Below are 21899 nucleotides of genomic sequence, written 5' to 3'. Positions count from 1 at the left end.
CAACCTGCCGCCTGCAAATCTTAAGCGGCATCTATCCCGAATAAACCCAGTGCATGACTTAAGTTTATTGGGTATCGTAGGCTGAGTTCATCTAATCAAGAGATTCTTTTTATGGAAAAAAATAACATCCTTCCAGCCCTGCTGCTGGGCGGTTTCCTTTGTGCTGGGCTTGTGTATGTTGGTCAGACAGCAAGCACGGCCTTATTGCAGATGAAAGCCATGGAACGCACAGTGACAGTCAAGGGCTTAGCGGAAAAAGAAGTCAAAGCCAATGTGGCGATTTGGCCAATCAATTTCACTGAGGTCGATAATAATCTGCCTAAACTCTACGAGACGGTTCAGCAAAAAACCGACCGTGTAGTGGCATTTTTAAAGGAACAAGGCTTTAGCGATAGCGAAATTACGATTTCATTACCTTCAATTGAAGATCGCCAAGCCCAAGGTTATGTCGATCCCAACGTTAGATACCGTTACTCGGCAAAAGTGAATTTGTCGGTTTATACCCCGCAGATTGATTTAATGCTCAATACCCGTAAGCAGATGATTAGCTTAGTGAAGGAAGGCATAGCGATCGCCAGCCAAGATTATGATAATCGCACCGAGTTTCTGTTTACCGATCTCAACTCAGTCAAACCTATCATGGTACAAGAAGCGACTCAAAATGCCCGTGAAGTGGCGGAAAAATTTGCTAAGGACTCAGATTCTCGCCTCGGTAAAATTAAAAGTGCGAGTCAAGGCCAGTTTACTATTTCGGACCGCGACAGCAGCACGCCTTACATTAAACAAATTCGCATTGTGTCCACACTCACCTACTATTTAAATGACTAAATCTTAGGCTTAGTCGGAACTCACTGAAACGATGGGAATAAGGCGCTTATGGGCCTTATTCCTAAATTAGGGAAAAATACTACATTAAATTTTTCTAATAAATATTGATTGCCTATTGAAAATAACTCCATTAGAATTTACTCATGAATTACATCTGGGATGATATAAATTATGACGTCAATTTCTCGCGCTTTTTTCTTACTGTTGGCACTTGCCAGTACTCAAGTCCAAGCTGCCTCAGTCGAAACTATCGAAGTCTTAACTAAACCCTACGCCAATTGGGTCACCTTAGATGCCACCATAGAAGCAGTAAAAGCGGCGACGGTATCGGCGCAAACCTCTGGCCGTATTGTCAAACTCAACTACGATGTTAACGATCTTGTCCCAGAGGGAGCCGCGCTACTGGAGATCACCAGTAAAGAGCAAGGCGCTGAACTGGCGAGCTTTGAGGCCGATTTAGCTAAAGCCAAAGCCTTGAATGTCGAAGCACAGGCGCAATACAAACGTTATAAAGAGTTATTCCCCCAAGGCGCGATTTCTAAGGGCGCGATGGATGAAGCCACCGCCAATGCTAAGGCCACAGAACAAGCCGTAACCGCAGCGCAAGCACGCGTGATCAAAGCCAGCGAATCCTTAAAATACACTGTGGTATCAGCGCCTTTTAGTGGTGTAGTCACAGAGCGTTTTGTCGAACTGGGTGAAACGGTGAGCCCAGGACAAGCACTACTTTCAGGGTTTTCCGAGAGTCAAATGCGCGCCATTACCCAAGTGCCGCAGCGTTATATCAATCAGTTGAAAAACGCCCCCGAATTCATCGTCCGTTTAAGTGATGGCCGCGAGTTAACCTCAACCGACCTCACTATTTTTAGTTTTGCCGATCCCGTCAGCCACAGCTACCAAGTGCGCATTAATCTGCCTGAAAATGAAGCTAATCTTCAACCCGGCACGTGGGCAAAAGCTTCCTTTAAAAATGGCGAGCGAGAAAAAATCCAACTGCCCACTTCAGCGTTACTGACAATGAACGAACTGAGCAGCGTTTACCTTAAAAAGGGCGAAGAATTTGTACTCAGCCAAGTCCGTGTCGCTAGTCCCTTAGATGGCGAGGTCGAAGTGCTGGCGGGCCTTAAGTCGGGTGATAAGGTTGCTATTGATGCCTACCAAGTGTTGCTCAACAAAAAGCAATAAATTCCCTAGCAACTTAAGCTTTGTCGAGGTTGTTTTATGAAACATGCTCCAGTACCACAGGCCACACTTGGGATTTCCGGTCGAATTGCCGCCGCCTTCCAAAATAGCGCCATCACGCCGCTATTAGCGCTTCTCGGACTCTTGCTTGGCTTATTCGCTATTTTGGTGACGCCAAAGGAAGAAGAGCCACAAATTGATGTCACCTTTGCCGACGTATTTATCCCTTTTCCCGGCGCGACACCTACCGAAGTTGAAAACTTAGTCACCTTGCCTGCGGAACAAGTGATCTCCGAAATCAAAGGCATAGATACCCTGTACTCGTTCTCCCAACCCGATGGCGCGCTGATCATCGTCATCTTTAAGGTCGGTGTTGCGCGCAATGATGCCATCGTCAGCCTATACAACCAGATTTATTCCAACATGGATAAATTGCCAAGGGGCGCAGGCGTGGGCGATCCGCTAATTAAACCCCGCGGCATCGATGATGTGCCGATTGTCAGTTTGACCTTGTGGTCAAAGGACAAACAAGTCTCTGCCGAGCAACTGACCCATGTCGCCCTTGGGTTAGAAACCGAAATTAAGCGCATTCCCGGTACCCGCGAAATCTATACCGTTGGCCAGCACGATATGGTGGCCAACATACGTATCGATCCCGCTAAGATGAACAGCTTTAATCTGACCTACGACAAATTAAGACAGAGTCTAAATGACAATAATATGGTCTCTATGCCTGCATCCTTAGTGCAAGGTAATCAAGAGATTAAAGTTCAGGCTGGGCAATTTTTACAATCCATAGACGATCTCAAACAATTAGTTGTCAGTGTCTATCAGGATAAACAAGGCAAGCATATTCCGATTTATTTGGCGGATATTGCCGAAATCAGCTTGAAGAGTGATATCCCTAAGCAGAGTGTTTGGCACGCGGATAAAACCGACATTTATCCCGCCGTCACTATCGCAATTGGTAAACAAGCGGGACAAAATGCCGTCGATATCGCCGACAGTGTGATTGAGCGGATTGCTAAGGTCGACAATGTGTTGATCCCCGCGAATGTCGAAGTCACAGTGTCACGTAACTATGGCGAAACCGCGGCAGATAAATCTAACACCCTTATTTTAAAACTGATTTTCGCCACCAGCGCCGTAGTCGTATTGGTCTTTTTAACCATGGGTGCCCGCGAATCCTTAGTCGTAGGTGTGGCCATTATTATCACTCTGGCGATCACCCTTTTCGCCTCTTGGGCGTGGGGATTTACCTTAAACCGCGTGTCCTTGTTCGCCTTGATTTTCTCCATCGGCATCTTGGTCGACGATGCCATAGTCGTGGTAGAAAACATCCACCGGCATATGGCGCTCGGCAAAAAGTCCTTTAGTGAGCTTATCCCTGTGGCGGTCGATGAAGTCGGCGGCCCGACGATTCTGGCGACATTTACTGTTATCGCAGCCTTGCTGCCGATGGCTTTTGTATCGGGCTTAATGGGGCCTTACATGAGCCCAATCCCCATCAACGCCAGTATGGGCATGTTAATTTCCCTCGTAGTGGCATTTGTGGTCACTCCTTGGCTCAGTCGTAAACTGCTGAAACACAATGACAAGCACGATACTGCCCAAGCGTCGCACGAGGATGAAGCCGAAACTAAGATGGTGCGCCTCTTCACCCACTTAATTGGCCCTTTCCTGCTGGGTAAAAATGCCCGTAAGGCAAGAGTGGGACTGGCTGCCGGCGTATTTGTGTTAATTGGTATCGCCGTCGCGCTCCCCCTGGGTCAGCTCGTGGTGCTAAAAATGCTGCCCTTCGATAACAAGTCCGAGTTTCAAGTGATGGTAGACATGCCCGAAGGCACTCCCGTTGAGCAAACCCAGAGAGTGCTGCGGGATTTGAGTCGCTATCTGACGACGGTCCCCGAAGTCGAGCATCTGCAGTTGTATGCGGGCACTAACGCGCCAATGAACTTTAACGGCTTAGTCCGCCACTACTTCCTACGTCACAGCCAAGAGCTTGGAGACATTCAAGTAAACCTAGTGGATAAAAAACACCGCAAACGCGACAGCCACAGCATAGCGGTATCGGTGCGAGACGAACTGCAGCAAATTGGCGAGCAATATCAAGCCAATATCAAAGTCGTTGAAGTGCCACCTGGACCGCCAGTGTGGTCGCCGCTGGTTGCAGAAGTGTATGGCCCGAGCCCCGCAATCCGCGAGCAAGCCGCTTACGAGATGCAGGCGTTGTTCCATGAAACCAAAGACGTGGTCGATATCGATATTTTCTTGCCCGCCGCCCAGCAAAAATGGCAAGTCATTATCGACCGCAGTAAAGCCAGCCTGATGGCCGTACCCTACAGCAATATTGTCGACTTGATTGCCACCTCCGTTGGCGGCAAAGATGTGAGTTATTTACATCAAGCCCAGCAAAAACAACCGATACCGATCCGCCTGCAATTAAACGAAGGTGCGAAAGTCGATTTAGAGCAAGTGCTGAATATGAAGTTACTGAGCCAAACGGGGCAATCCGTGCCTGTGTCTGAGCTGGTAACCATCAAACGCGGCAAAATCGATGCACCGATTATCCATAAGAATATGATCCCTATGATCATGGTCGTCGCCGATATGTCGGGGCCACTGGACAGCCCACTCTACGGCATGTTCGACATGGCGGGCAAAATTGATGGCGTCGATGGCTTAGGGTTTGATCAGCATTATATTCACCAACCCACAGGGCTAGACTCAGTCGCCGTGCTCTGGGATGGCGAATGGAAAATCACCTACGAAACCTTTAGAGACATGGGTATCGCCTATGCGGTCGGCATGATCGCCATTTATCTCTTGGTAGTGGCGCAGTTTAGATCGTATCTAGTACCGCTCATCATCATGGCGCCCATTCCACTGACTGTGATTGGCGTAATGCCAGGCCATGCCCTGCTCGGAGCACAATTCACCGCAACCTCTATGATAGGCATGATAGCGCTGGCGGGGATTATTGTGCGTAACTCGATATTATTGGTCGATTTTATCAATCAAGAAACCGCATCCGGCGTGCCCTTTGAGCGGGCAGTGATCCACTCGGGTGCAGTGCGAGCTAAACCCATTATGCTCACCGCATTAGCGGCCATGATAGGGGCGCTGTTTATCCTTGATGATCCGATTTTCAATGGCTTAGCGATCAGTCTGATCTTTGGTATTTTTATCTCGACCATACTGACCTTAGTTGTCATCCCAGTGCTGTACTACACAGCAATGAAAAACCGCATGAATACTGTTCAAATACAGACACAAACACAAAACTAACCACAACAAAGGCCATCACCAAAATGGCCTCAAGGAGTAAGGTATGTCATTAGAACGCAGCATTATGGCTTTTGCCGGATTTATGGTGTTACTGTCACTGGTGTTAACCGCCTATGTGCACCACAACTTTCTGTGGCTAACCGCATTTGTTGGCGCTAACCTGTTTCAAAGTGCTTTTACCGGTTTTTGCCCTGCCGCCATGGTTTTACGCAAATTGGGTGTAAAATCAGAAGCTGAGATTGCTAAGCAAAGTTAAGCCACATAAAGTCACTACTTAATAGTTAAGACTTAAGACTTAAGACTTAAGAGTTAAGATTTAGGTGAGTAAGTACCCGCTTGGCTAAAACAAGCTTGCCCAAAAGATCGTCAAGGAGAGATAAAGTGACCCACAACCTAGTAATCCGTGGCCAAAGCCTAATGCGCTTAGCCCTATTAAGCCTGCAGTCGCTGGTACTCATGCCACTGCTACTAATGCCCATGATGGCCAGCGCCGCCGACCAAGATCCTGCAATCGCATGGGATAAGATTGCCGCAGGCGCTATGGTGCTCGATGTCAGAACGCCTGAGGAGTTTGCCGAAGGTCATCTAGCCAATGCGGTCAATATTCCCTTTGAGCAAGTGGCTGAGGAATTTGCCAAGCGTGGCATAGCCAAAGATACGCCTGTAGTCTTGTATTGCCGTAGTGGTCGCCGTAGCAGTATCGCGACCGAAGCCTTAGTCGCCGCGGGATATACGCAAACCTATAATGGTGGCGGTTATTCCACCTTAGTTGAAGCGCAAAAAAAGCCCGCTAAGTAATTCACAGCCATCGACTATGCTCTAGTGCGGGGAAGCAAGTACAAATCACTTAGGCACTGTCACTGCACTCTAGTCATTCAAGGTTTCCCCCTAAAAGCGCCCTTTGGCGCTTTTTTATTGTTAAAGTGAATAAGCTTACTTTAAGCAATAGCCTATCAATCAACATTGCTTTATATAAAAAGCTTTTTATCCAGCCCAACATTAGACTTCTAAGATAGCGGGTAAATGGTGAGATATTGAAGTATCTTATTAGCGTAAATCGATTCAGATAAAAATTAATAATCGTTTTCGCTACTACACAAGTAACATCAATGATCCGATGTATGGCAAAAAATTAACTATCTAACATGTTCAAAACGTAGATGACCTTCATTAACGCCAGTCTCACTAAAACCATTGGAAATCAAAACCCTTTTTGATGCTTCATTTTCCGCTGAAGTATGAGCAATAATGTTCTTTGTTTTCTCAAAAGAGTAAGCATGGGAAACGAGTGTATTAACAATTTCAGTAGCATAGCCACGACGCTGCCACTCAGGTAGCACTGAATAACCAATTTCAACCATCCCATGACTATCTGGAGGTCCAAAATAACCACCAGAGCCAACTAGCGTTCTTTCTTCTGAAACAGGATTAATATCAATTGCATACCAGCCATACCAACCTTTTGCTGCTTCACCGCCATTTTCATAGCAAGCAAGAAAAAACGCCATTGCATCACAATCATATTCGCCACAAGGCCAAGCATTTGAAACAATTGCATTTAATTTTTCAGCAAGTAACTGTGGTGTTTCAAGCTCTATATGAAGATGATCAGCTGAAGAAGATATCAATACGATCCGCTTAGATGTTATATTTTTTATAATTTTTATTGACTCCAATTTAGGATTTATAGTGCACAGCCTTAAACTCGTGCACTCACTCGCTTAAAAAATGCCACAAGAAAAAAACTTAACCTCATGAATTAATTTAACTTACCACCCATCAAATAGACACGCTATTAGGCAAAATGCTTATATGTCAAGTTTTGTGAAAATGCTAAAAATTCGAGCTTATATATGCAGATTCTTAGAAGTAAAACGCCACACTAATGGGCGTTATAATAATTTAAATGAATATATTTTTTAGACTGTTCTAACGATGAAAAATAAATAAGATTATTCAAAATTTTTAATTGAAAGTTATCGACATAATTAGCCTCACAAACATAATTGAAGCATGTACGAGTTTGCAGTGGTAGCTCATATCCTGTAACGCTATTTTGGATAATGTACACTCAGCATTTACCGTTATCAGCCATATCGCATGCTTTCACTTCTCGTTTTGCCGCTCACATTCTCCTCCAAAAAACACATCAACAAATTTACGAGTTTGGTTCAGCCGTCGTCAATGAATTGGCAACTGCCACTCCCTTGACAGAAATTTGCAACAATTTCGCATAATCAATCACTTGAAAAAAACTCATTATAATGACCAATTTTTACAGGGATATTTAGTTATTTATAATCACTAAAAAATATATGCATAAACTTCAATTACATAGAAACATGAAAGTCAATATAAAGTACTCATATTGACCGTAAATTCGTATTCACTTATTCATTTTTACCACATAAAAAAACAAGAAATTGAATAAAACTTAGTTACAACTCGTTACATGTTGAATTTATATTCAAATTAACTGCTTATAAAATATGAGGCTTTATAAGCAACCATACTGTTAACAATTGATTTACAAATACTTTGGTCGCAGATAAATTCACTAACCGAGTAGCATCTGAGTCGTAGTTATTCTTATGAAACATAAAATAATAATGATTAACACTAAATTGACCATGGAAGAAGAACATGACAATCAACAGAACCACTAAAATAGCGTTAAGTCTTTCAAGCTTAGCTATTGCGATCTCAGCCGGTGTACAAGCAGCACCACAAGCACCAGGTTTTGCCGCGGCATTACAAGCACAAACCTCTCCACTGCCAAAGCGTTACATAGTGAAATTTAAAAATGCCGATGCTGCTACCATAATGTCAGCCAGTAATGTGCAATCAATGAGTGATCAGCAATCGAGTGACGCGGCAACTGATACGCTGCCAACCACCATGAATTATCAGCCCAAAATGGCGGAAATCAGTGCTCAACACACTGCATTGAACAAAGTACAAGCGAAGGAAATGAAGCGTATCGGCCGCAGTAACAGTTACTCGGTGAAACTCGATGCCAAAGGGATCAATGCCTTAAAAACCCGTGCTGATGTGGAATATGTTGAAGAAGATATGCCACGCCGCTTTCTAAGTGAAAGCACGCCTTGGGGTCAAACCTTTGTGGGGGCGACTCAGTTAAGCGATAGCCAAGCAGGCAATCGTACTATTTGTATTATCGATTCTGGCTACGATCGTAGTCACAGCGATTTAAGTGGCAATAATGTCACGGGCACCAATAACTCAGGCACAGGCAACTGGTTCGAGCCAGGTAACAACAACGCCCACGGTACTCACGTTGCGGGCACGATTGCGGCAATTGCCAACAACGACGGCGTGATCGGCGTAATGCCAAATCAAAATGCCAATATTCATGTCGTAAAAGTGTTTAACGAATCTGGCTGGGGTTACTCTTCATCCTTAGTGGCCGCGGTAGATACTTGTGTTGCCAACGGCGCTAACGTTGTCACTATGAGTTTAGGTGGTGCGGGTTCGAGCACCACTGAGCGTAATGCTCTTGCTGCCCATTATAATAATGGTGTTCTCTTGATTGCCGCTGCAGGTAACGATGGCAATAGTGCTCACAGCTATCCAGCATCCTACGATGGCGTGATGTCAGTCGCCTCAGTGGATAATCATAAAGACCACTCTGCATTTTCCCAATACACCAACCAAGTTGAAATCTCTGGCCCAGGTGAAGCGATTCTGTCGACGGTTACCCGTGGCGAAGGCCGTTTAGCCGATATTACTATCGGTGGTCAGTCTTACTTTGATTCAGGTGTGGTGCCTCATAATCGCCTCATTTCATCGGGCGGCAACTATGTGCCAGCACCATACAATGGTACAGCGACAGCTACGCTTGCCGAATGTAGCGTCAGCGGAACTAGCTTCAACTGCGGCAACATGACCAATAAGATTTGTTTAGTGGAACGTGTTGGCAATCAAGGCACAAGTTACCCTGAAATCAATGCGGCTAAAGCCTGTAAAAATGCCGGTGCCAGTGCGGCGATTGTTTACAGTAACGCGGCATTACCTGGCTTACAAAACCCCTTCCTTGTCGATGCAAACAGTGAAATCAATATGGTTTCCGTATCAGTGGATCGCGCAACAGGTTTAGCACTGCGTAATCAACTGGGTGCGACAGCAACAGTCAGCAACCAAGGCAATAAAGATTACGAGTACTACAACGGTACTTCGATGGCGACGCCACATGTGTCAGGTGTTGCCACCTTAGTGTGGAGCTATCACCCTGAGTGTAGTGCGGCGCAGGTTCGTAACGCATTGAAAATGACCGCTGAAGATCTTGGTACTGCGGGCCGAGACAACTACTATGGCTATGGTTTAGTCAACGCTGTTGCCGCGAAAACCTTCTTAGATGCCTCTTGTACTGGCCCAACGGGTCCTGTTGATCCAACTCCAACCGATGGCGTGTTAGTTAACGGTGTGGCTAAAACGGGCTTAGGCGGCGCAGCGAGTGAAGAACTGCACTTCTCCTTTGACGTACCACAAGGCGCAACTAACTTAGGCTTTGTGATGAACGGTGGAACAGGTGATGCGGACTTGTATGTGCAATATGGTGCAGCGCCGACTACAGCTAACTATGATTGCCGTCCGTATAAAAGTGGAAATAGCGAGTCTTGCCCAATCACCAATGTCCAATCAGGCACTTACTACGCCATGCTGAAAGGCTACTCGGCCTTCACTGGTGTGTCATTAACAGCAAGCTACACAGCATCTAGCGGCGGAACTTCACCGACTACGCCTGCAAGCTATAGCAACACTGATAACTACAACATCCCAGATAACAAAGCTGCTGGGATCACTAGCCCAATCACAGTCACTCGCACCGGTGATTCAGGCACTGTGACTGCGGTAGTGAACATAGTCCACCCTTACATTGGTGACTTAAAAGTGCAGTTGATCAGCCCTTCTGGTAAAACCGTCACTCTGCATAGCAACACAGGTTCAGGCGCTGCCAATATCAACAAGAGCTATACCGCTGATATGACAGGTGCGAATTCGAACGGCGTATGGAAGTTGAAAGCCGTAGACAGTGGCCGTGGTGATGTGGGTTATATCGATAGCTGGGAACTGAGCTTCCAATAAATCCCAATCAATACTCATTACTGAAAAATGAAAGTAATAAATGAAAAGAGCCTGCAATCGCAGGCTCTTTTTTTACAAGATACGTTAAATATCTTTGAGAATTTCAGGTTCGATCAACACGCTGGTTTCATTATCCGATAGCCAAATTTGGCCTTCGCTGATAGAAACCTGCAATGCCATATTGCGCCCAACAAAGGCTTCCATCGCCGTGACCGACTCTTCGGCAATATTCCACACGGTTAAATTCTGGTAACGCTCTAACGCCTGCTGATTCTGTTTCCACCAAATGGGTACACTACGGCCACCATAGGTAAATAACTGCACAACTTTGGCACGGCCACTGGCCTTTCGCAGCCATTTCTCATCGGCCTGACCAAACTCAACCCACAGATCAATTTCGCCTGATAAGGTTTTGTCCCACAACTCGGGCTCGTCATCGACGCACAAACCTTTACTGAAACTTAAGGTTTCGCTGGCATTCACAATAAACGCCAGTAAACGCACCATCATGCGGCCATCGGTTTCGGAAGGATGCTGGGCAAGCGTCAATTGATGGTCTTGGTAATAATTCCGATCCATATCGGCTATCTGTAAATTGACCTTAAACACGGTCGCTTTGAGGGCCATAGTCATCCTAAATGCAGAGTGAAATCCTGAAACAGCGAAATCCTAAAATAAGGCTGCCGAGTCTACCTGAGACTCGGCATTAGCTCAAACGAACAATAGGATACGTCCATCAAATCGAACAGAAAGTGCAATCGGACAGAAGGCTGAATCGATAAGAGGTTAAATCGCACCGGGTCGTAAATGCTTAGCCATCGGGAAATGCGCCTTCAACAGACTGATTTTTTGCGCATCGGCCACCAGCAACATCCGAGTGCCCTGCTCGTACTGCTGGCTCAATTCACTGAGTGCGGGTAACTCACCACGATTAGCATCTCGACGCACTAATTCGGCCAATTCGTCGCTCAACTCCCCTTGGCTATAGATCCAATCGAGGCGCTGCAGTAACGGCATGGCAGCGAGCGGCAGTAAGTCCACAGAGGCTGAATCATCTAGCAAAAGGATTTCGCCGCGGCTAACTAAATGATTAAACGCATTATGGTAATGCTCGGCGGTACGACTATCGAAACGGTCGCCATTGGTATCGAAAAAACGCTCCCAAAATAAACGGCGTTTCGAGGTTGAATCGAGCTTGTCTTGCACTTCGACGCGTCTATCGGCGACAAAGTCGAATAAAGGCTTGAGTGATTGCGGTAGGCTGGATTCTAAGCGCGAGCGAATCGTGCGTGCAAATACCGGTGCTGCGCCCGCAGTGCTGATCGCGACCACTAAACGGCCTCTATCGACAATCGAAGGGGTGATAAAGCGGCAAAATGCCGGATTATCAACGGCATTAACCCAAATACCGCGCGCGGTGGCTAAGGTCGCCAACTCGGCATTAAGACTGTCGTTTGCCGTAGCTAAATACACCAGATCATAATTTTGAATATCGGCGTGGACCACTTCACGCTGGGATAGCAGAATACGACCCGTATCGGCATAACGCTGCACTTCAGGATTCACCTCAGGGGCTATCACATGGATACTGGCTTCGGTACGTGTTAGCAGCGCCAGCTTACGGCTCGCCACATCACCCGCTCCCACCAGCAAAACATTTAAGTTAACCGTATCGACAAACAAGGGGAAATATTGCATTAAATGAGATCCTGAACGCTTAATCCTGCACGACTGGCAGTTGACGCTGTACCCAGCCCTTATAGCCACCAATCAAAGAGGCAACGCGGGTGTAGCCCATAAGTTGAAGATTATGGGCCGCCAAGGCTGAGCGCGCACCACCTGCGCAATAGAGTAATATGGGGGTATGTTTATCGGGGAAACGTGCTTCGATATCACGCTCTAAAATACCCCGGCTTAGATGTTTCGCTTGGGGTAAATGATCCTGCAGCCACTCGCGATCCTCACGCACATCCACAAGGTGCCAGCTATCATCGGCCTGATAGGCTTCAATGGTCACTTCGGTGATGTTAGGCAGAATTGCGTCAACAAGGGCGGAAAAAGCACTGGGATGCGGCATCACTGATTCCTAGATAAGATATTGAATGACATGATGAATGTCAGCTTATCAGCAAAGTGTAATCTTCTCATCCAGTAGACGCAATCTTTCAGCCACAGCACAAAGCGAAGGTGATTGCCTATCCAAGGCTAATTGTGGCTTTCGCTGCGCTCAGAGCTGCATTGCCAGCACAACTCAAAACTGCCTTCATTGGTTTCATGGCATTGCACACATTGCCACTGTGGGCTTTCGACATCCAACGCATTCAGTTGCACTTGCGCCGACGCATGTTGGGACTCGCCCACCCATAACTCGACGTTTTGCATCCCTGTCGGAAGCTCACCAATCCCGCCCAATAGCGCTTCACCTCTGAGCTCAACATGAATACCACAGGCCTCTAATAAACCTTTCCATGTGTGGGCTTGCAATAAATTACCACCAGCAACTAACACTTTACGTTCTTCCATGCGACATCCTACGGCTACAACTCTCTGGAATATGGGTTGCCGACATCCTACTGCTAAATAGCCGAGCCTGTCGAGCGCTGATTTTTGCATCAGTTGTTAATTTAATTAACATTCCATTTTTACAGCATAACTGACTATAACTTTGTGAGTTTGCTAGCAGAATGTCAGATCTATCTCAAATTCGAGCTAAAAAAAAGCCACCTCGTCGGTGGCTTTTTAACTCGAATGTAACCTTTAAGGCATCATAGGAGGTTGGTCTGCGCCTTCTTTCTCAATCTCAACTGGCATCATGTGTTCACGATTAATACCCAGTTTGATGGCCAAGAAACTCGCCACATAGATAGAAGAATACGTACCCACAAAAATACCCATCAGCAATGCAGTCGCAAAGCCATGGATCATAGTGCCGCCCTTAAGGAACAAGGCTACGACCACCACTAAGGTTGTACCTGTGGTGATGATTGTACGGCTCATGGTTTGAGTAATTGAAGTATTCACCACTTCTTCAGGGTCGCTTTTACGCATCTTAAGGAAGTTTTCACGGATACGGTCAAATACCACGATAGTATCGTTGAGTGAGTAACCCACAACCGTCAATAGACCCGCCAGAACGGTCAAGTCGAATTCTAATTGGAATACCGAAAACACGCCTAAAGTCACGATCACGTCGTGCGCCAGTGCCGCAACGGAACCAAACGCTAAGCGCCATTCGAAACGGAATGACACATAGATCATGATACAGATAAGCGCGACTAATACTGCTAAAGCGCCTTGCTCAGCCAGTTCTTTACCCACTTGTGGGCCAACGAACTCAACACGCTTCTGCTGAACCTGTGGATCAACTTTCTGCGCAGCTTCCATGACAGACTTAACTTGCACGTCACTCTTAACGCCTTCTTTCACCTGTAAACGTACTAATACGTCACGGCTAGAACCGAAGTTTTGCACAATGGCACCTTCAGAATCAGGCGTCGTCAGTTGCACCCGCAGGGCGTTTAAATCGACCGGATTAGTGAACTCCATTTCAACGACGGTACCGCCAGTGAAATCAAGACCCCAGTTGATGCCATTGGTCGCGAGCGAAACCAGCGATCCCAGCACCAATACAGCCGACATAATACTGATAGGCAGTGCATGACGGAGGAAGTTTACCGTATGTTTTAAAGATAAAATTTCAAGCATTGTCACTTCCCCTTAGATAGACAGAGTCTTCACGCGCTTACCACCCCAAATCGCGTTAACGATTGAGCGAGTACCCACGATTGCGGTAAACATGGAAGTCGCAATACCTATCATCAAGGTCACCGCGAAGCCTTTAACAGCGCCTGTACCTACGGCAAACAGAATCAGCGCCGTTAGGAAAGTGGTGATGTTCGCATCGGCGATGGTGGAGAATGCGTTGCCATAACCTTCGTGGATGGCCTGCTGGACGCTACGGCCCGCACGTAATTCTTCACGGATACGCTCATAAATCAGCACGTTACCGTCAACTGCCATACCCACAGTCAACACCATACCGGCAATACCTGGCAGGGTTAACACTGCGCCTGGGATCATCGACATTACGCCCACGACCATGACTAAGTTCATGGTTAAGGCTATGTTGGCAATAAGACCAAAGCCACGGTAGTAAACCAGCATAAAGAGTAAGACAACCGCCATACCCCAAACCATAGCTTGAACACCGTTTTCAATGTTTTCAGCACCTAAGCTTGGACCTATGGTACGTTCTTCAACAATCGATACTGGCGCAATCAAGGCACCAGCACGCAGTAATAGTGCAAGATTTTGTGCTTCACCATGGCTTAAACCAGTGATCACAAAGTTGCGGCCTAAACGCGCTTGAATGGTCGCGACAGAAATCACTTCTTGGATTTTCTGCATCTTAACGCTGCCGTCGGCATTACGCTCACCACTGTCTTTGTATTCGATGAACAAGGTCGCCATAGGTTTACCTATGTTGTCTTTGGTCACGTCAGAGAAAATGGTGCCGCCTTTCGCATCAAGGTTGATGCTAACCTGTGGACGACTGTACTGGTCAAAGCTAGGTTGTGCGCCAGTGATATGATCACCGGTCAACATCACTTCTTTCTTCAATATTACAGTGCCGCCTTCACGGCGCTGGTAGACTTCAGAACCAGCAGACACACGGCCTGATTGCGCTGCATTAGGATCAGCTTTGTCATCGACCATGTGGAATTCAATCGATGCGGTAGCACCTAAGATTTCCTTAGCGCGAGCGGTATCTTGCACACCTGGCAATTCAACGATAATGCGCTCGGCGCCTTGACGTTGTACTACAGGCTCAGCCACACCTAACTCGTTTACACGGTTACGAATGGTCGTAATGTTTTGTTGCAGTGCTTCTTCTTTAATCTGCTTAAGATACACGTCACTCATCACAGCTTGCAGGGCAAAGTCTTCACCCTTGCTCACATCGGTGAACACCATATCGTTGCTGCGAGATTTTAAGAAACGTTCGGCACTGGCTAAACTTTCGCCATCACGGAATTTAATCTCGATTCCTTGAGCATTATTGCGAATGCCCGCGTAACGGATTTTTTCTTCACGTAACTGCGAACGGAAATCGGCAATTTTAGCCTCTTCCATTTTGCGAATCGCTTCGCCCATGTCCACTTCCATCAAGAAATGCACACCGCCGCGAAGGTCGAGACCGAGTTTCATTGGGCTACCGCCCATTGACTCAAGCCACTTAGGTGTCGCTGGGGCTAAGTTGAGCGCCACAGTAAACTTGTCGCCTAAGCTGTCAGCAATCACTTCTTTCGCCAGTAGCTGTTGATCCGCATTTTGCACACGGACCAACAACTGACCTTTTTCAAGCTCAGAGCGCTTTACCGCAATGCCCTTACTGGCTAACAGCTCGTTCACACTGGCTTGGGTTGATGCCGTGACTTCAGCACCTCGAGTCGCCACCACTTGCACCGCATGATCTTCACCAAATAGGTTCGGTACGGCATAGAAACAACCTATGGCAATGACGAGCATCACCATAATGTTTTTCCACATTGGGTATTTATTTAACACGCCTGAGCCCTCTTGGCTTACAACGACTGGATAGAGCCCTTAGGCAATACAGCTGCAATATAGTCTTTTTTGATCGTGATTTGTGTTGTGTCGTTTAAGCTCAGTAACACGTAATCGCTTTCGTCGCTGATTTTTGCAATTTTGCCTAAAATCCCACCACTGGTCAGCACTTCATCACCTTTGCCAAGTGAAGACATCAGATTTTTGTGCTCTTTAACGCGTTTTGATTGCGGACGGAAAATCATGAAATAGAAAATCAGGCCGAAAATCGCCAGCATGAAAATCAGTTCCATCGTGCCGCCACCTTGTGGTGCGCCGGCAGCGCTTGCATATGCATTTGAAATAAACATAGTTTTCTCTTCTTATTAGCAAAAAATCAATCGACTAACTCTGGTACTTCGCGACCTTGACTGGTATAGAAGTCCGCCACAAAGGCGTCTAATGTACCCGTCTCAATCGCACCGCGCAAACCTTCCATTAACATTTGATAGTATCTCAAGTTGTGAATGGTGTTTAAACGCGCACCCAGAATCTCATTACAACGATCTAAGTGGTAAAGGTACGCCCGTGAATAATTTTTACAGGTATAACAATCACACTTAGTATCAAGTGGTGACGTGTCATCTCTATGACGCGCATTGCGTATTTTGATCACACCTTCACTCGTAAACAGATGACCGTTGCGGGCATTACGGGTTGGCATCACACAGTCAAACATGTCAACACCACGACGTACACCTTCAACTAAATCTTCTGGTTTACCGACCCCCATCAGATAGCGAGGCTTGTCTGCAGGAATTTGCGGGCAAATATGCTCAAGAATGCGATGCATATCTGCTTTAGGCTCACCTACGGCCAAACCACCGACGGCATAACCGTCGAAACCTATATCGACTAAGCCTTTTAAGCTTTCGTCGCGTAAATCTTCATACACACCGCCCTGAATAATACCGAACAGAGAGTTAGGGTTCTCTAAACGGTCAAATTCATCACGCGAACGTCTCGCCCAACGCAGAGACATCTGCATTGATTTGCGCGCTTCGTCTTCAGTGGCGGGATATGGCGTACATTCGTCAAAAATCATCACCACATCACTGCCCAATGCATCTTGGATTTGCATTGATTTCTCAGGATCTAAGAAGATTTTCTCGCCATTGATTGGCGAACGGAAATGCACACCTTCTTCGGTGATCTTACGGATATCGCCAAGACTGAATACTTGGAAACCACCCGAGTCAGTTAAAATCGGACGCTGCCAGTTCATAAAATCATGCAAGTCACCGTGCTTACGCATGATTTCTTCGCCTGGACGCAACCATAAATGGAAAGTGTTACCGAGCAGAATGTCAGCGCCTGTGGCACGCACTTCTTCTGGCGTCATACCTTTAACTGTGCCGTAGGTTCCCACAGGCATAAATGCAGGGGTTTCTACTGTGCCACGGTCAAAAATCAACCGACCACGGCGCGCACGGCCGTCGGTAGTATCTAATTCAAATTTCATAATTCACCTCGCCAGATAAACAGTCTGACTACATTTTTAATGGCTACCGCCATTTTGATTAACAATAGAGATGGGGACAGCGTTAAAAGGTTCAACCTTTTGACGAAAAAAAGTTGCCGCCAATACTCACTTTGGGCGGCTATTTTAAAACAAAATCTTGGTCTAGTGGGCTTTTTTCGTCACAAACATGGCATCGCCATAGCTAAAGAAGCGATATTTTTGCGCGATAGCATGTTGATACGCCGCCATAACATGATCAAAACCCGCAAATGCACTGACTAACATGATGAGGGTCGATTCAGGGAGGTGGAAGTTCGTCACCATGGCATCGACCACTTGGAATTGATAGCCGGGATAAATAAAGATGTCGGTATCACCGCTAAAGGCTTTGAGTTCACCTTGGCTGGCGCGCGCCGCACTTTCTAAGGAACGTACAGATGTTGTACCAACAGCCACGACGCGTTTACCCGCCGCTTTGGTTTGCGCGATTAAATCGACCACATCCTGCGGCACATTGGCCCACTCAGAATGCATCTTGTGCTCAAGAATGGTATCAACACGCACCGGTTGAAACGTTCCCGCGCCCACATGCAAAGTCACAAAGGCGATATTCACACCCTTGGCTTTTAATGCATCGAGCATGGCATCGTCAAAATGTAACCCCGCCGTTGGCGCGGCAACGGCGCCTGGGTTTTGGTTATACACAGTTTGATAGCGCTCTTTGTCAGCATCTTCATCGGGTCTATCGATATAAGGCGGTAACGGCATGTGCCCTACGGCTTCGAGCACCTCTAGAATGGTCAACTCGGATAACAGTTCAAGTTCAAACAAAGTATCGTGACGGGCGACCATCTTCATTTGATAGCCACCGTCGAGCAGAATTAACGAATCGACTTTCGGCGATTTAGAGCTGCGAACGTGGGCGAGGATGCGCTTATCATCGAGCATACGCTCAACTAAAATTTCTAACTTACCGCCGCTGGCCTTTTGGCCAAACATACGCGCGGGGATCACTCGGGTATTGTTGAACACCATTAAATCGCCGGGATTAATCATCCCCAGCAGATCGGTAAATTGTTTGTCGCCTAACGCGCCAGAATTGCCGTCTAAGGTTAACAGACGTGATGCATTACGCTGCGCCATAGGATAACGAGCGATCAGCTCATCGGGGAGATCGAAAGAAAAGTCTGTAACGCGCATGTTAGGCCTCTAGATAGCTTAGAACGGCGGCTAGTCTATGGTTAGAGGCCAAGAATATCAAGATTACTTATTGCCAGCGTCCACTTCTTGCTCAGGAACCATAGGTTTGACGCTAATAGGTTTGACGCCATCTTGGGGCAAATTGTCATCGGCATCGAATTTAAGCCGCGAACGGCTGAAATCATCCATGCTAAAGCGGTGTTGTTCGAAGGGAATATCCACTAACACTTTTTTACGTTTGGGCTGCTCGTCTCGACCAAGCATTTTTATAAACCAGTTCCACATCATCCATGATCCTAAAAAGTGAAAAAATACTGCATTTTTAGCTTCCGTGCTTTCCTAAGCGCGCTTGCGCATGATACCGTGAACCGACGTGGTTAACCAAGTACAAAATATGAACTTTCTTACACACTTACATCTCGCCGACATCAGTAAAACGCATCTTGCCGCCAATGTGGCGGGTAACTATATTCAAGCGCCAATTGCACAAGCACCAATTGAGTTACGCCAAGCGCTATGGTTAAACCAAGAGATTAATAATCTCTGCAGCAGCCACGAACTCACAATTGAATTAATGGAAGCTTTCCCTGCGCCTTTAAGAAGCATAGCAGCAGAACTCATGGCCGTGAGTTTCGATCACTATTTAGCTTATTATTGGGAAGAATATCATCACCAACCCTTAGATGAATTCAGCCGCAAGGCCTATAATGCGTTAGATACTTTCGCCGTCCAAGGTGTAGACCCATACCATCCAGAAGCACTTGCTAAGCTCTTGCCCGCCATGCGCAGCGCCGATTGGCTCGGCAGCTACACCACAGAAAAAGGCTTACAACACGCCTTAGCACAAGTGGCAAAACAGCATCCGCAAGCCGCACTGTTTAAAGATGCTCATAAAGTCGTCAATAAAATGCAGATCGAAATCGAAACCGCATTCCGCACTTTTTATCCGCAGCTGATGGCTTATACCCGTATCTGGAGCCGTAAAACACCTGCAGAATATTTGCCTTCCTCCCTCTAGGAATAAGCGAGCATGAGATTATGCTGTGTGCCTGCGTAAATTTTGCTAGTATGGCCGCGCAAAAATGAGGACAAAATGCAAATATTTGATTACCAGCCCCCAGCAGTTCCTTGGCTAGACATCCGCTATAAAGATAGAGATCTGATTATCATCAATAAACCTTCGGGCCTATTGTCTAATCCGGGTATAGCGGCTCACACCTTCGATTGCGCGTTAACTCGCTTACAAACCCTTTATCCAGAAACAATTTTAGTACATCGGCTCGACTGCGCGACCTCGGGCATTATGGTGTTCGCCCGTAATAAAAAAGCCGAGTCGCATTTAAAAACGCAGTTTCAAGATAGGCAGAGTAAGAAAGTCTATATTGCCGAAGTGATGGGACATGTGCCGCAGGAACAGGGCATGATTGACCTCGCGATTGCACCAGACACTGAGCATCCACCCTATCAAAAGACACTGCAAGCAGGAGAAACTGGCGGTAAAAGCGCGCTCACCTACTACCGTGTACTAGAGCGCCGAGAAAATAGTACCTTAGTCGAGCTTTCGCCAGAAACCGGCCGCACCCATCAATTGCGTGTGCATATGCTTGCCCTAGGCCATGCGATTTTAGGCGATGAGTTTTACGGTGATGCCGAGGTTATCAAAGCCGCGCCGCGTTTATGCTTACATGCACAAAGTTTAAGTCTGACTCATCCCTATTCGGCTAAACCGCTGTTTTTTAGCAGCAAACATCCATTTACTGAGTAACTTAAGCACTCGCTACAATCCCATAAAAGCAAAAGGTCGCGATTTAGCACTGAGCTAAAATGCGACCTTAGTTACTTACGGACTCGATTGTTGCCTTTTAAGCGACGCGTATGCCTTGAGCAAAATCGGCATCGGCGGCTAATTTATCCGCTTGGAAATAACAGCCCTGCTCATTACAAAATTGTAATTGCTGCGACTGTGTCACGATAAAGAATTCACCAAAGAAATTACCGCCCACATCTTCCAGCTTATGGCCTTCAGCGGTTGGCGACATATAGACTTCATCTAAACTATGGCAGCCATCGCTAAACCAAGTTTCTAAAAAATATTTTCCGTCTTCTTTATAGAGGGTAATTTTGTCACCCAATAAAGGACGCCCATCTAACCAACGACCAATAATTTCACGATTTTGCATATCTGTCTCCCGCCAATGAAGGCGACGGCGTTTTTCAATCCCAGACATCCTGATATCCTTATGCAATACCCAATCACCTAAAGTGAATGTCAGTTGTGGTAGTACATTAAGCATAGAACCCATTTAACGCTTTACTCCCCACTACAGCAAATTACTTCAAACCGCCCGTCAAATGTAACTTTTAGGTTAATTTAAATTTGCTAAATGTTTAAAATATAAAAGATAAATACCTTTGATTAATTAATCGGCAGTGTAGCTCAATCTACAAATAAAAACGCGATCTTTATCACTATTTACTTATCGCTAAAGTAAAGACAGCTAAAAGACTTATCTAGCGAGCTGAATGAGAGCGCCACGCTGTTTAAACGTCGATACAATGGAACGGCAGCCATACACAATACAGACCAACTGGCAATGCCAGCGAAAGTTCAATAAATCCCTTTTATATTACTAACAGTCCTCATAACATCCTTATTAACCGTTATGCGTTAAGTTGAAGAGCTTGTATGGCACTTAGTCACAAGCGCCAATATATTTTCCATTGCCAACGAGTTTCGACTTGATTTTCATTGCCTCTTCAGAGATTGTCACTTCAAGCTTAGAAGTGGACGTTTTCCCATTGAAATGCATTTCACCCACTGTTTTAGATGCACCATCAGGACTAGTGCATGATGTTTCAAACATCATTTTGTTAGCACTGATCCAATTGCTGTTGGTTTGACATTCTTCGCCTTCATTTTCTTCAGGCTCCAAATCAAATGCAGAGGAGATGTCATTTATGCATTCAGTTTCCGTGTAATCAGGCCTTTTGGACATGCTCCGCATCATTTTCTCCATTTCAGGAGGTGCGTCTATTTCTACTATTTCGGATTTCCAAATGGTTTCCCATAAACCCGGTTTGAAGTCGTAGTTTTCAGCGTGAAGATGAGTTGATGCCACTATGAGTCCAGTTAACATCAATTTAGTAATTAGGTGGGTCATTTATTATTCCTTTAATTAATGAAAAACAAGTAAGGTTTTAGTGCCTAGCGCCCAAATTTAGCACGCAA

21 protein-coding genes are annotated in these 21899 nt (G+C 46.2%); 8 read left to right on the top strand and 13 right to left on the bottom strand.

Features of this window, described 5'->3' with window-relative positions:
- The first annotated feature begins 111 nt into the window (after positions 1–111).
- The 5 genes from NE536_RS12380 to NE536_RS12360 all read left to right on the top strand — a co-directional run bounded on the left by NE536_RS12380 (position 112) and on the right by NE536_RS12360 (position 6096).
- A complete protein-coding gene (locus NE536_RS12380; RefSeq protein WP_261272861.1) occupies positions 112–828 on the top strand; it encodes an SIMPL domain-containing protein in 717 nt (238 codons plus the stop codon).
- 171 nt (positions 829–999) lie between these two features.
- Positions 1000–2013, top strand: a complete 1014-nt coding sequence (locus tag NE536_RS12375; protein ID WP_261272860.1) for an efflux RND transporter periplasmic adaptor subunit — start codon at positions 1000–1002, stop codon at positions 2011–2013.
- A gap of 36 nt (positions 2014–2049) precedes the next feature.
- Complete coding sequence (locus NE536_RS12370; RefSeq protein WP_261272859.1) at positions 2050–5298, top strand: efflux RND transporter permease subunit; 3249 nt, start codon at positions 2050–2052, stop codon at positions 5296–5298.
- 43 nt (positions 5299–5341) lie between these two features.
- Positions 5342–5554: a YgaP family membrane protein gene (locus NE536_RS12365; protein WP_006082265.1), complete on the top strand. Its 213-nt coding sequence runs from the start codon at positions 5342–5344 to the stop codon at positions 5552–5554.
- Positions 5555–5679: 125 nt separating this feature from the next.
- Entirely contained in the window at positions 5680–6096 is a 417-nt protein-coding gene (locus NE536_RS12360; protein WP_261272858.1) for a rhodanese-like domain-containing protein, read from the top strand.
- A gap of 338 nt (positions 6097–6434) precedes the next feature.
- On the opposite strand, the gene NE536_RS12355 is transcribed toward NE536_RS12360, so the two are convergent.
- Positions 6435–6926, bottom strand: coding sequence for a GNAT family N-acetyltransferase (locus NE536_RS12355; RefSeq protein WP_107948222.1), 492 nt, complete (start codon positions 6924–6926; stop codon positions 6435–6437).
- A gap of 1015 nt (positions 6927–7941) precedes the next feature.
- Here NE536_RS12355 and NE536_RS12350 point away from each other — a divergent pair.
- Positions 7942–10401 carry a S8 family serine peptidase gene (locus tag NE536_RS12350; protein WP_261272857.1) on the top strand — a complete coding sequence of 820 codons (2460 nt, stop codon included), beginning with the start codon at positions 7942–7944 and terminating at the stop codon, positions 10399–10401.
- Between the two features lie 84 nt (positions 10402–10485).
- Here NE536_RS12350 and NE536_RS12345 read toward each other — a convergent pair whose 3' ends face one another.
- From NE536_RS12345 to NE536_RS12300, 10 genes are all read right to left on the bottom strand, one after another.
- Positions 10486–11028, bottom strand: coding sequence for a YaeQ family protein (locus NE536_RS12345; protein ID WP_063884738.1), 543 nt, complete (start codon positions 11026–11028; stop codon positions 10486–10488).
- 159 nt (positions 11029–11187) lie between these two features.
- Positions 11188–12099 (bottom strand): precorrin-2 dehydrogenase/sirohydrochlorin ferrochelatase family protein, encoded by a 912-nt coding sequence (locus NE536_RS12340; protein WP_107948226.1) that lies wholly within the window; start codon positions 12097–12099, stop codon positions 11188–11190.
- A gap of 19 nt (positions 12100–12118) precedes the next feature.
- Complete coding sequence (locus tag NE536_RS12335) at positions 12119–12478, bottom strand: rhodanese-like domain-containing protein (protein WP_006082272.1); 360 nt, start codon at positions 12476–12478, stop codon at positions 12119–12121.
- Positions 12479–12606: 128 nt separating this feature from the next.
- Positions 12607–12924 carry a putative signal transducing protein gene (locus tag NE536_RS12330; RefSeq protein ID WP_006082273.1) on the bottom strand — a complete coding sequence of 106 codons (318 nt, stop codon included), beginning with the start codon at positions 12922–12924 and terminating at the stop codon, positions 12607–12609.
- A 234-nt stretch (positions 12925–13158) separates the two neighbouring features.
- Positions 13159–14106: a protein translocase subunit SecF gene (gene secF, locus NE536_RS12325; RefSeq protein WP_006082274.1), complete on the bottom strand. Its 948-nt coding sequence runs from the start codon at positions 14104–14106 to the stop codon at positions 13159–13161.
- Between the two features lie 12 nt (positions 14107–14118).
- Positions 14119–15969, bottom strand: coding sequence for a protein translocase subunit SecD (gene secD, locus NE536_RS12320; RefSeq protein WP_106650964.1), 1851 nt, complete (start codon positions 15967–15969; stop codon positions 14119–14121).
- A gap of 17 nt (positions 15970–15986) precedes the next feature.
- Positions 15987–16319, bottom strand: a complete 333-nt coding sequence (yajC, locus tag NE536_RS12315; protein WP_007649452.1) for a preprotein translocase subunit YajC — start codon at positions 16317–16319, stop codon at positions 15987–15989.
- Between the two features lie 26 nt (positions 16320–16345).
- A complete protein-coding gene (tgt, locus tag NE536_RS12310) occupies positions 16346–17470 on the bottom strand; it encodes a tRNA guanosine(34) transglycosylase Tgt (protein ID WP_006082277.1) in 1125 nt (374 codons plus the stop codon).
- A gap of 162 nt (positions 17471–17632) precedes the next feature.
- Complete coding sequence (gene queA / locus NE536_RS12305) at positions 17633–18670, bottom strand: tRNA preQ1(34) S-adenosylmethionine ribosyltransferase-isomerase QueA (RefSeq protein ID WP_261272856.1); 1038 nt, start codon at positions 18668–18670, stop codon at positions 17633–17635.
- Positions 18671–18733: 63 nt separating this feature from the next.
- Positions 18734–18958: a hypothetical protein gene (locus NE536_RS12300; RefSeq protein ID WP_106650967.1), complete on the bottom strand. Its 225-nt coding sequence runs from the start codon at positions 18956–18958 to the stop codon at positions 18734–18736.
- Between the two features lie 106 nt (positions 18959–19064).
- Here NE536_RS12300 and NE536_RS12295 point away from each other — a divergent pair, with 106 nt between their 5' ends.
- Together NE536_RS12295 and NE536_RS12290 are read left to right on the top strand one after the other, a co-directional pair.
- Positions 19065–19688 (top strand): acyl carrier protein phosphodiesterase, encoded by a 624-nt coding sequence (locus NE536_RS12295; RefSeq protein ID WP_261272855.1) that lies wholly within the window; start codon positions 19065–19067, stop codon positions 19686–19688.
- 75 nt (positions 19689–19763) lie between these two features.
- The gene (locus NE536_RS12290; RefSeq protein WP_261272854.1) at positions 19764–20435 is read left to right on the top strand and encodes an RluA family pseudouridine synthase; all 672 of its coding nucleotides are present in this window, start codon (positions 19764–19766) and stop codon (positions 20433–20435) included.
- 97 nt (positions 20436–20532) lie between these two features.
- Here NE536_RS12290 and NE536_RS12285 read toward each other — a convergent pair whose 3' ends face one another.
- Together NE536_RS12285 and NE536_RS12280 are read right to left on the bottom strand one after the other, a co-directional pair.
- Entirely contained in the window at positions 20533–20973 is a 441-nt protein-coding gene (locus NE536_RS12285) for a hypothetical protein (protein WP_106650969.1), read from the bottom strand.
- Positions 20974–21363: 390 nt separating this feature from the next.
- Positions 21364–21831 carry a DUF3617 domain-containing protein gene (locus tag NE536_RS12280; RefSeq protein ID WP_261272853.1) on the bottom strand — a complete coding sequence of 156 codons (468 nt, stop codon included), beginning with the start codon at positions 21829–21831 and terminating at the stop codon, positions 21364–21366.
- Positions 21832–21899 lie beyond the last annotated feature (68 nt).

The sequence above is a fragment of the Shewanella septentrionalis genome (assembly GCF_025370265.1).
GTDB lineage: Bacteria > Pseudomonadota > Gammaproteobacteria > Enterobacterales > Shewanellaceae > Shewanella > Shewanella hafniensis.
This window is presented reverse-complemented; position numbering and strand designations above follow the sequence as displayed.

Coding starts and splice junctions, on each gene's coding strand:
- NE536_RS12380 (WP_261272861.1), top strand. CDS start 112: ATGGAAAAAAATAACATCCTTCCAGCCCTGCTGCTGGGCGGTTTCCTT.
- NE536_RS12375 (WP_261272860.1), top strand. CDS start 1,000: ATGACGTCAATTTCTCGCGCTTTTTTCTTACTGTTGGCACTTGCCAGT.
- NE536_RS12370 (WP_261272859.1), top strand. CDS start 2,050: ATGAAACATGCTCCAGTACCACAGGCCACACTTGGGATTTCCGGTCGA.
- NE536_RS12365 (WP_006082265.1), top strand. CDS start 5,342: ATGTCATTAGAACGCAGCATTATGGCTTTTGCCGGATTTATGGTGTTA.
- NE536_RS12350 (WP_261272857.1), top strand. CDS start 7,942: ATGACAATCAACAGAACCACTAAAATAGCGTTAAGTCTTTCAAGCTTA.
- NE536_RS12345 (WP_063884738.1), bottom strand. CDS start 11,028: ATGGCCCTCAAAGCGACCGTGTTTAAGGTCAATTTACAGATAGCCGAT.
- NE536_RS12340 (WP_107948226.1), bottom strand. CDS start 12,099: ATGCAATATTTCCCCTTGTTTGTCGATACGGTTAACTTAAATGTTTTG.
- NE536_RS12335 (WP_006082272.1), bottom strand. CDS start 12,478: ATGCCGCATCCCAGTGCTTTTTCCGCCCTTGTTGACGCAATTCTGCCT.
- NE536_RS12330 (WP_006082273.1), bottom strand. CDS start 12,924: ATGGAAGAACGTAAAGTGTTAGTTGCTGGTGGTAATTTATTGCAAGCC.
- secF (WP_006082274.1), bottom strand. CDS start 14,106: ATGCTTGAAATTTTATCTTTAAAACATACGGTAAACTTCCTCCGTCAT.
- yajC (WP_007649452.1), bottom strand. CDS start 16,319: ATGTTTATTTCAAATGCATATGCAAGCGCTGCCGGCGCACCACAAGGT.
- tgt (WP_006082277.1), bottom strand. CDS start 17,470: ATGAAATTTGAATTAGATACTACCGACGGCCGTGCGCGCCGTGGTCGG.
- queA (WP_261272856.1), bottom strand. CDS start 18,670: ATGCGCGTTACAGACTTTTCTTTCGATCTCCCCGATGAGCTGATCGCT.
- NE536_RS12300 (WP_106650967.1), bottom strand. CDS start 18,958: ATGATGTGGAACTGGTTTATAAAAATGCTTGGTCGAGACGAGCAGCCC.
- NE536_RS12295 (WP_261272855.1), top strand. CDS start 19,065: ATGAACTTTCTTACACACTTACATCTCGCCGACATCAGTAAAACGCAT.
- NE536_RS12290 (WP_261272854.1), top strand. CDS start 19,764: ATGCAAATATTTGATTACCAGCCCCCAGCAGTTCCTTGGCTAGACATC.
- NE536_RS12285 (WP_106650969.1), bottom strand. CDS start 20,973: ATGGGTTCTATGCTTAATGTACTACCACAACTGACATTCACTTTAGGT.
- NE536_RS12280 (WP_261272853.1), bottom strand. CDS start 21,831: ATGACCCACCTAATTACTAAATTGATGTTAACTGGACTCATAGTGGCA.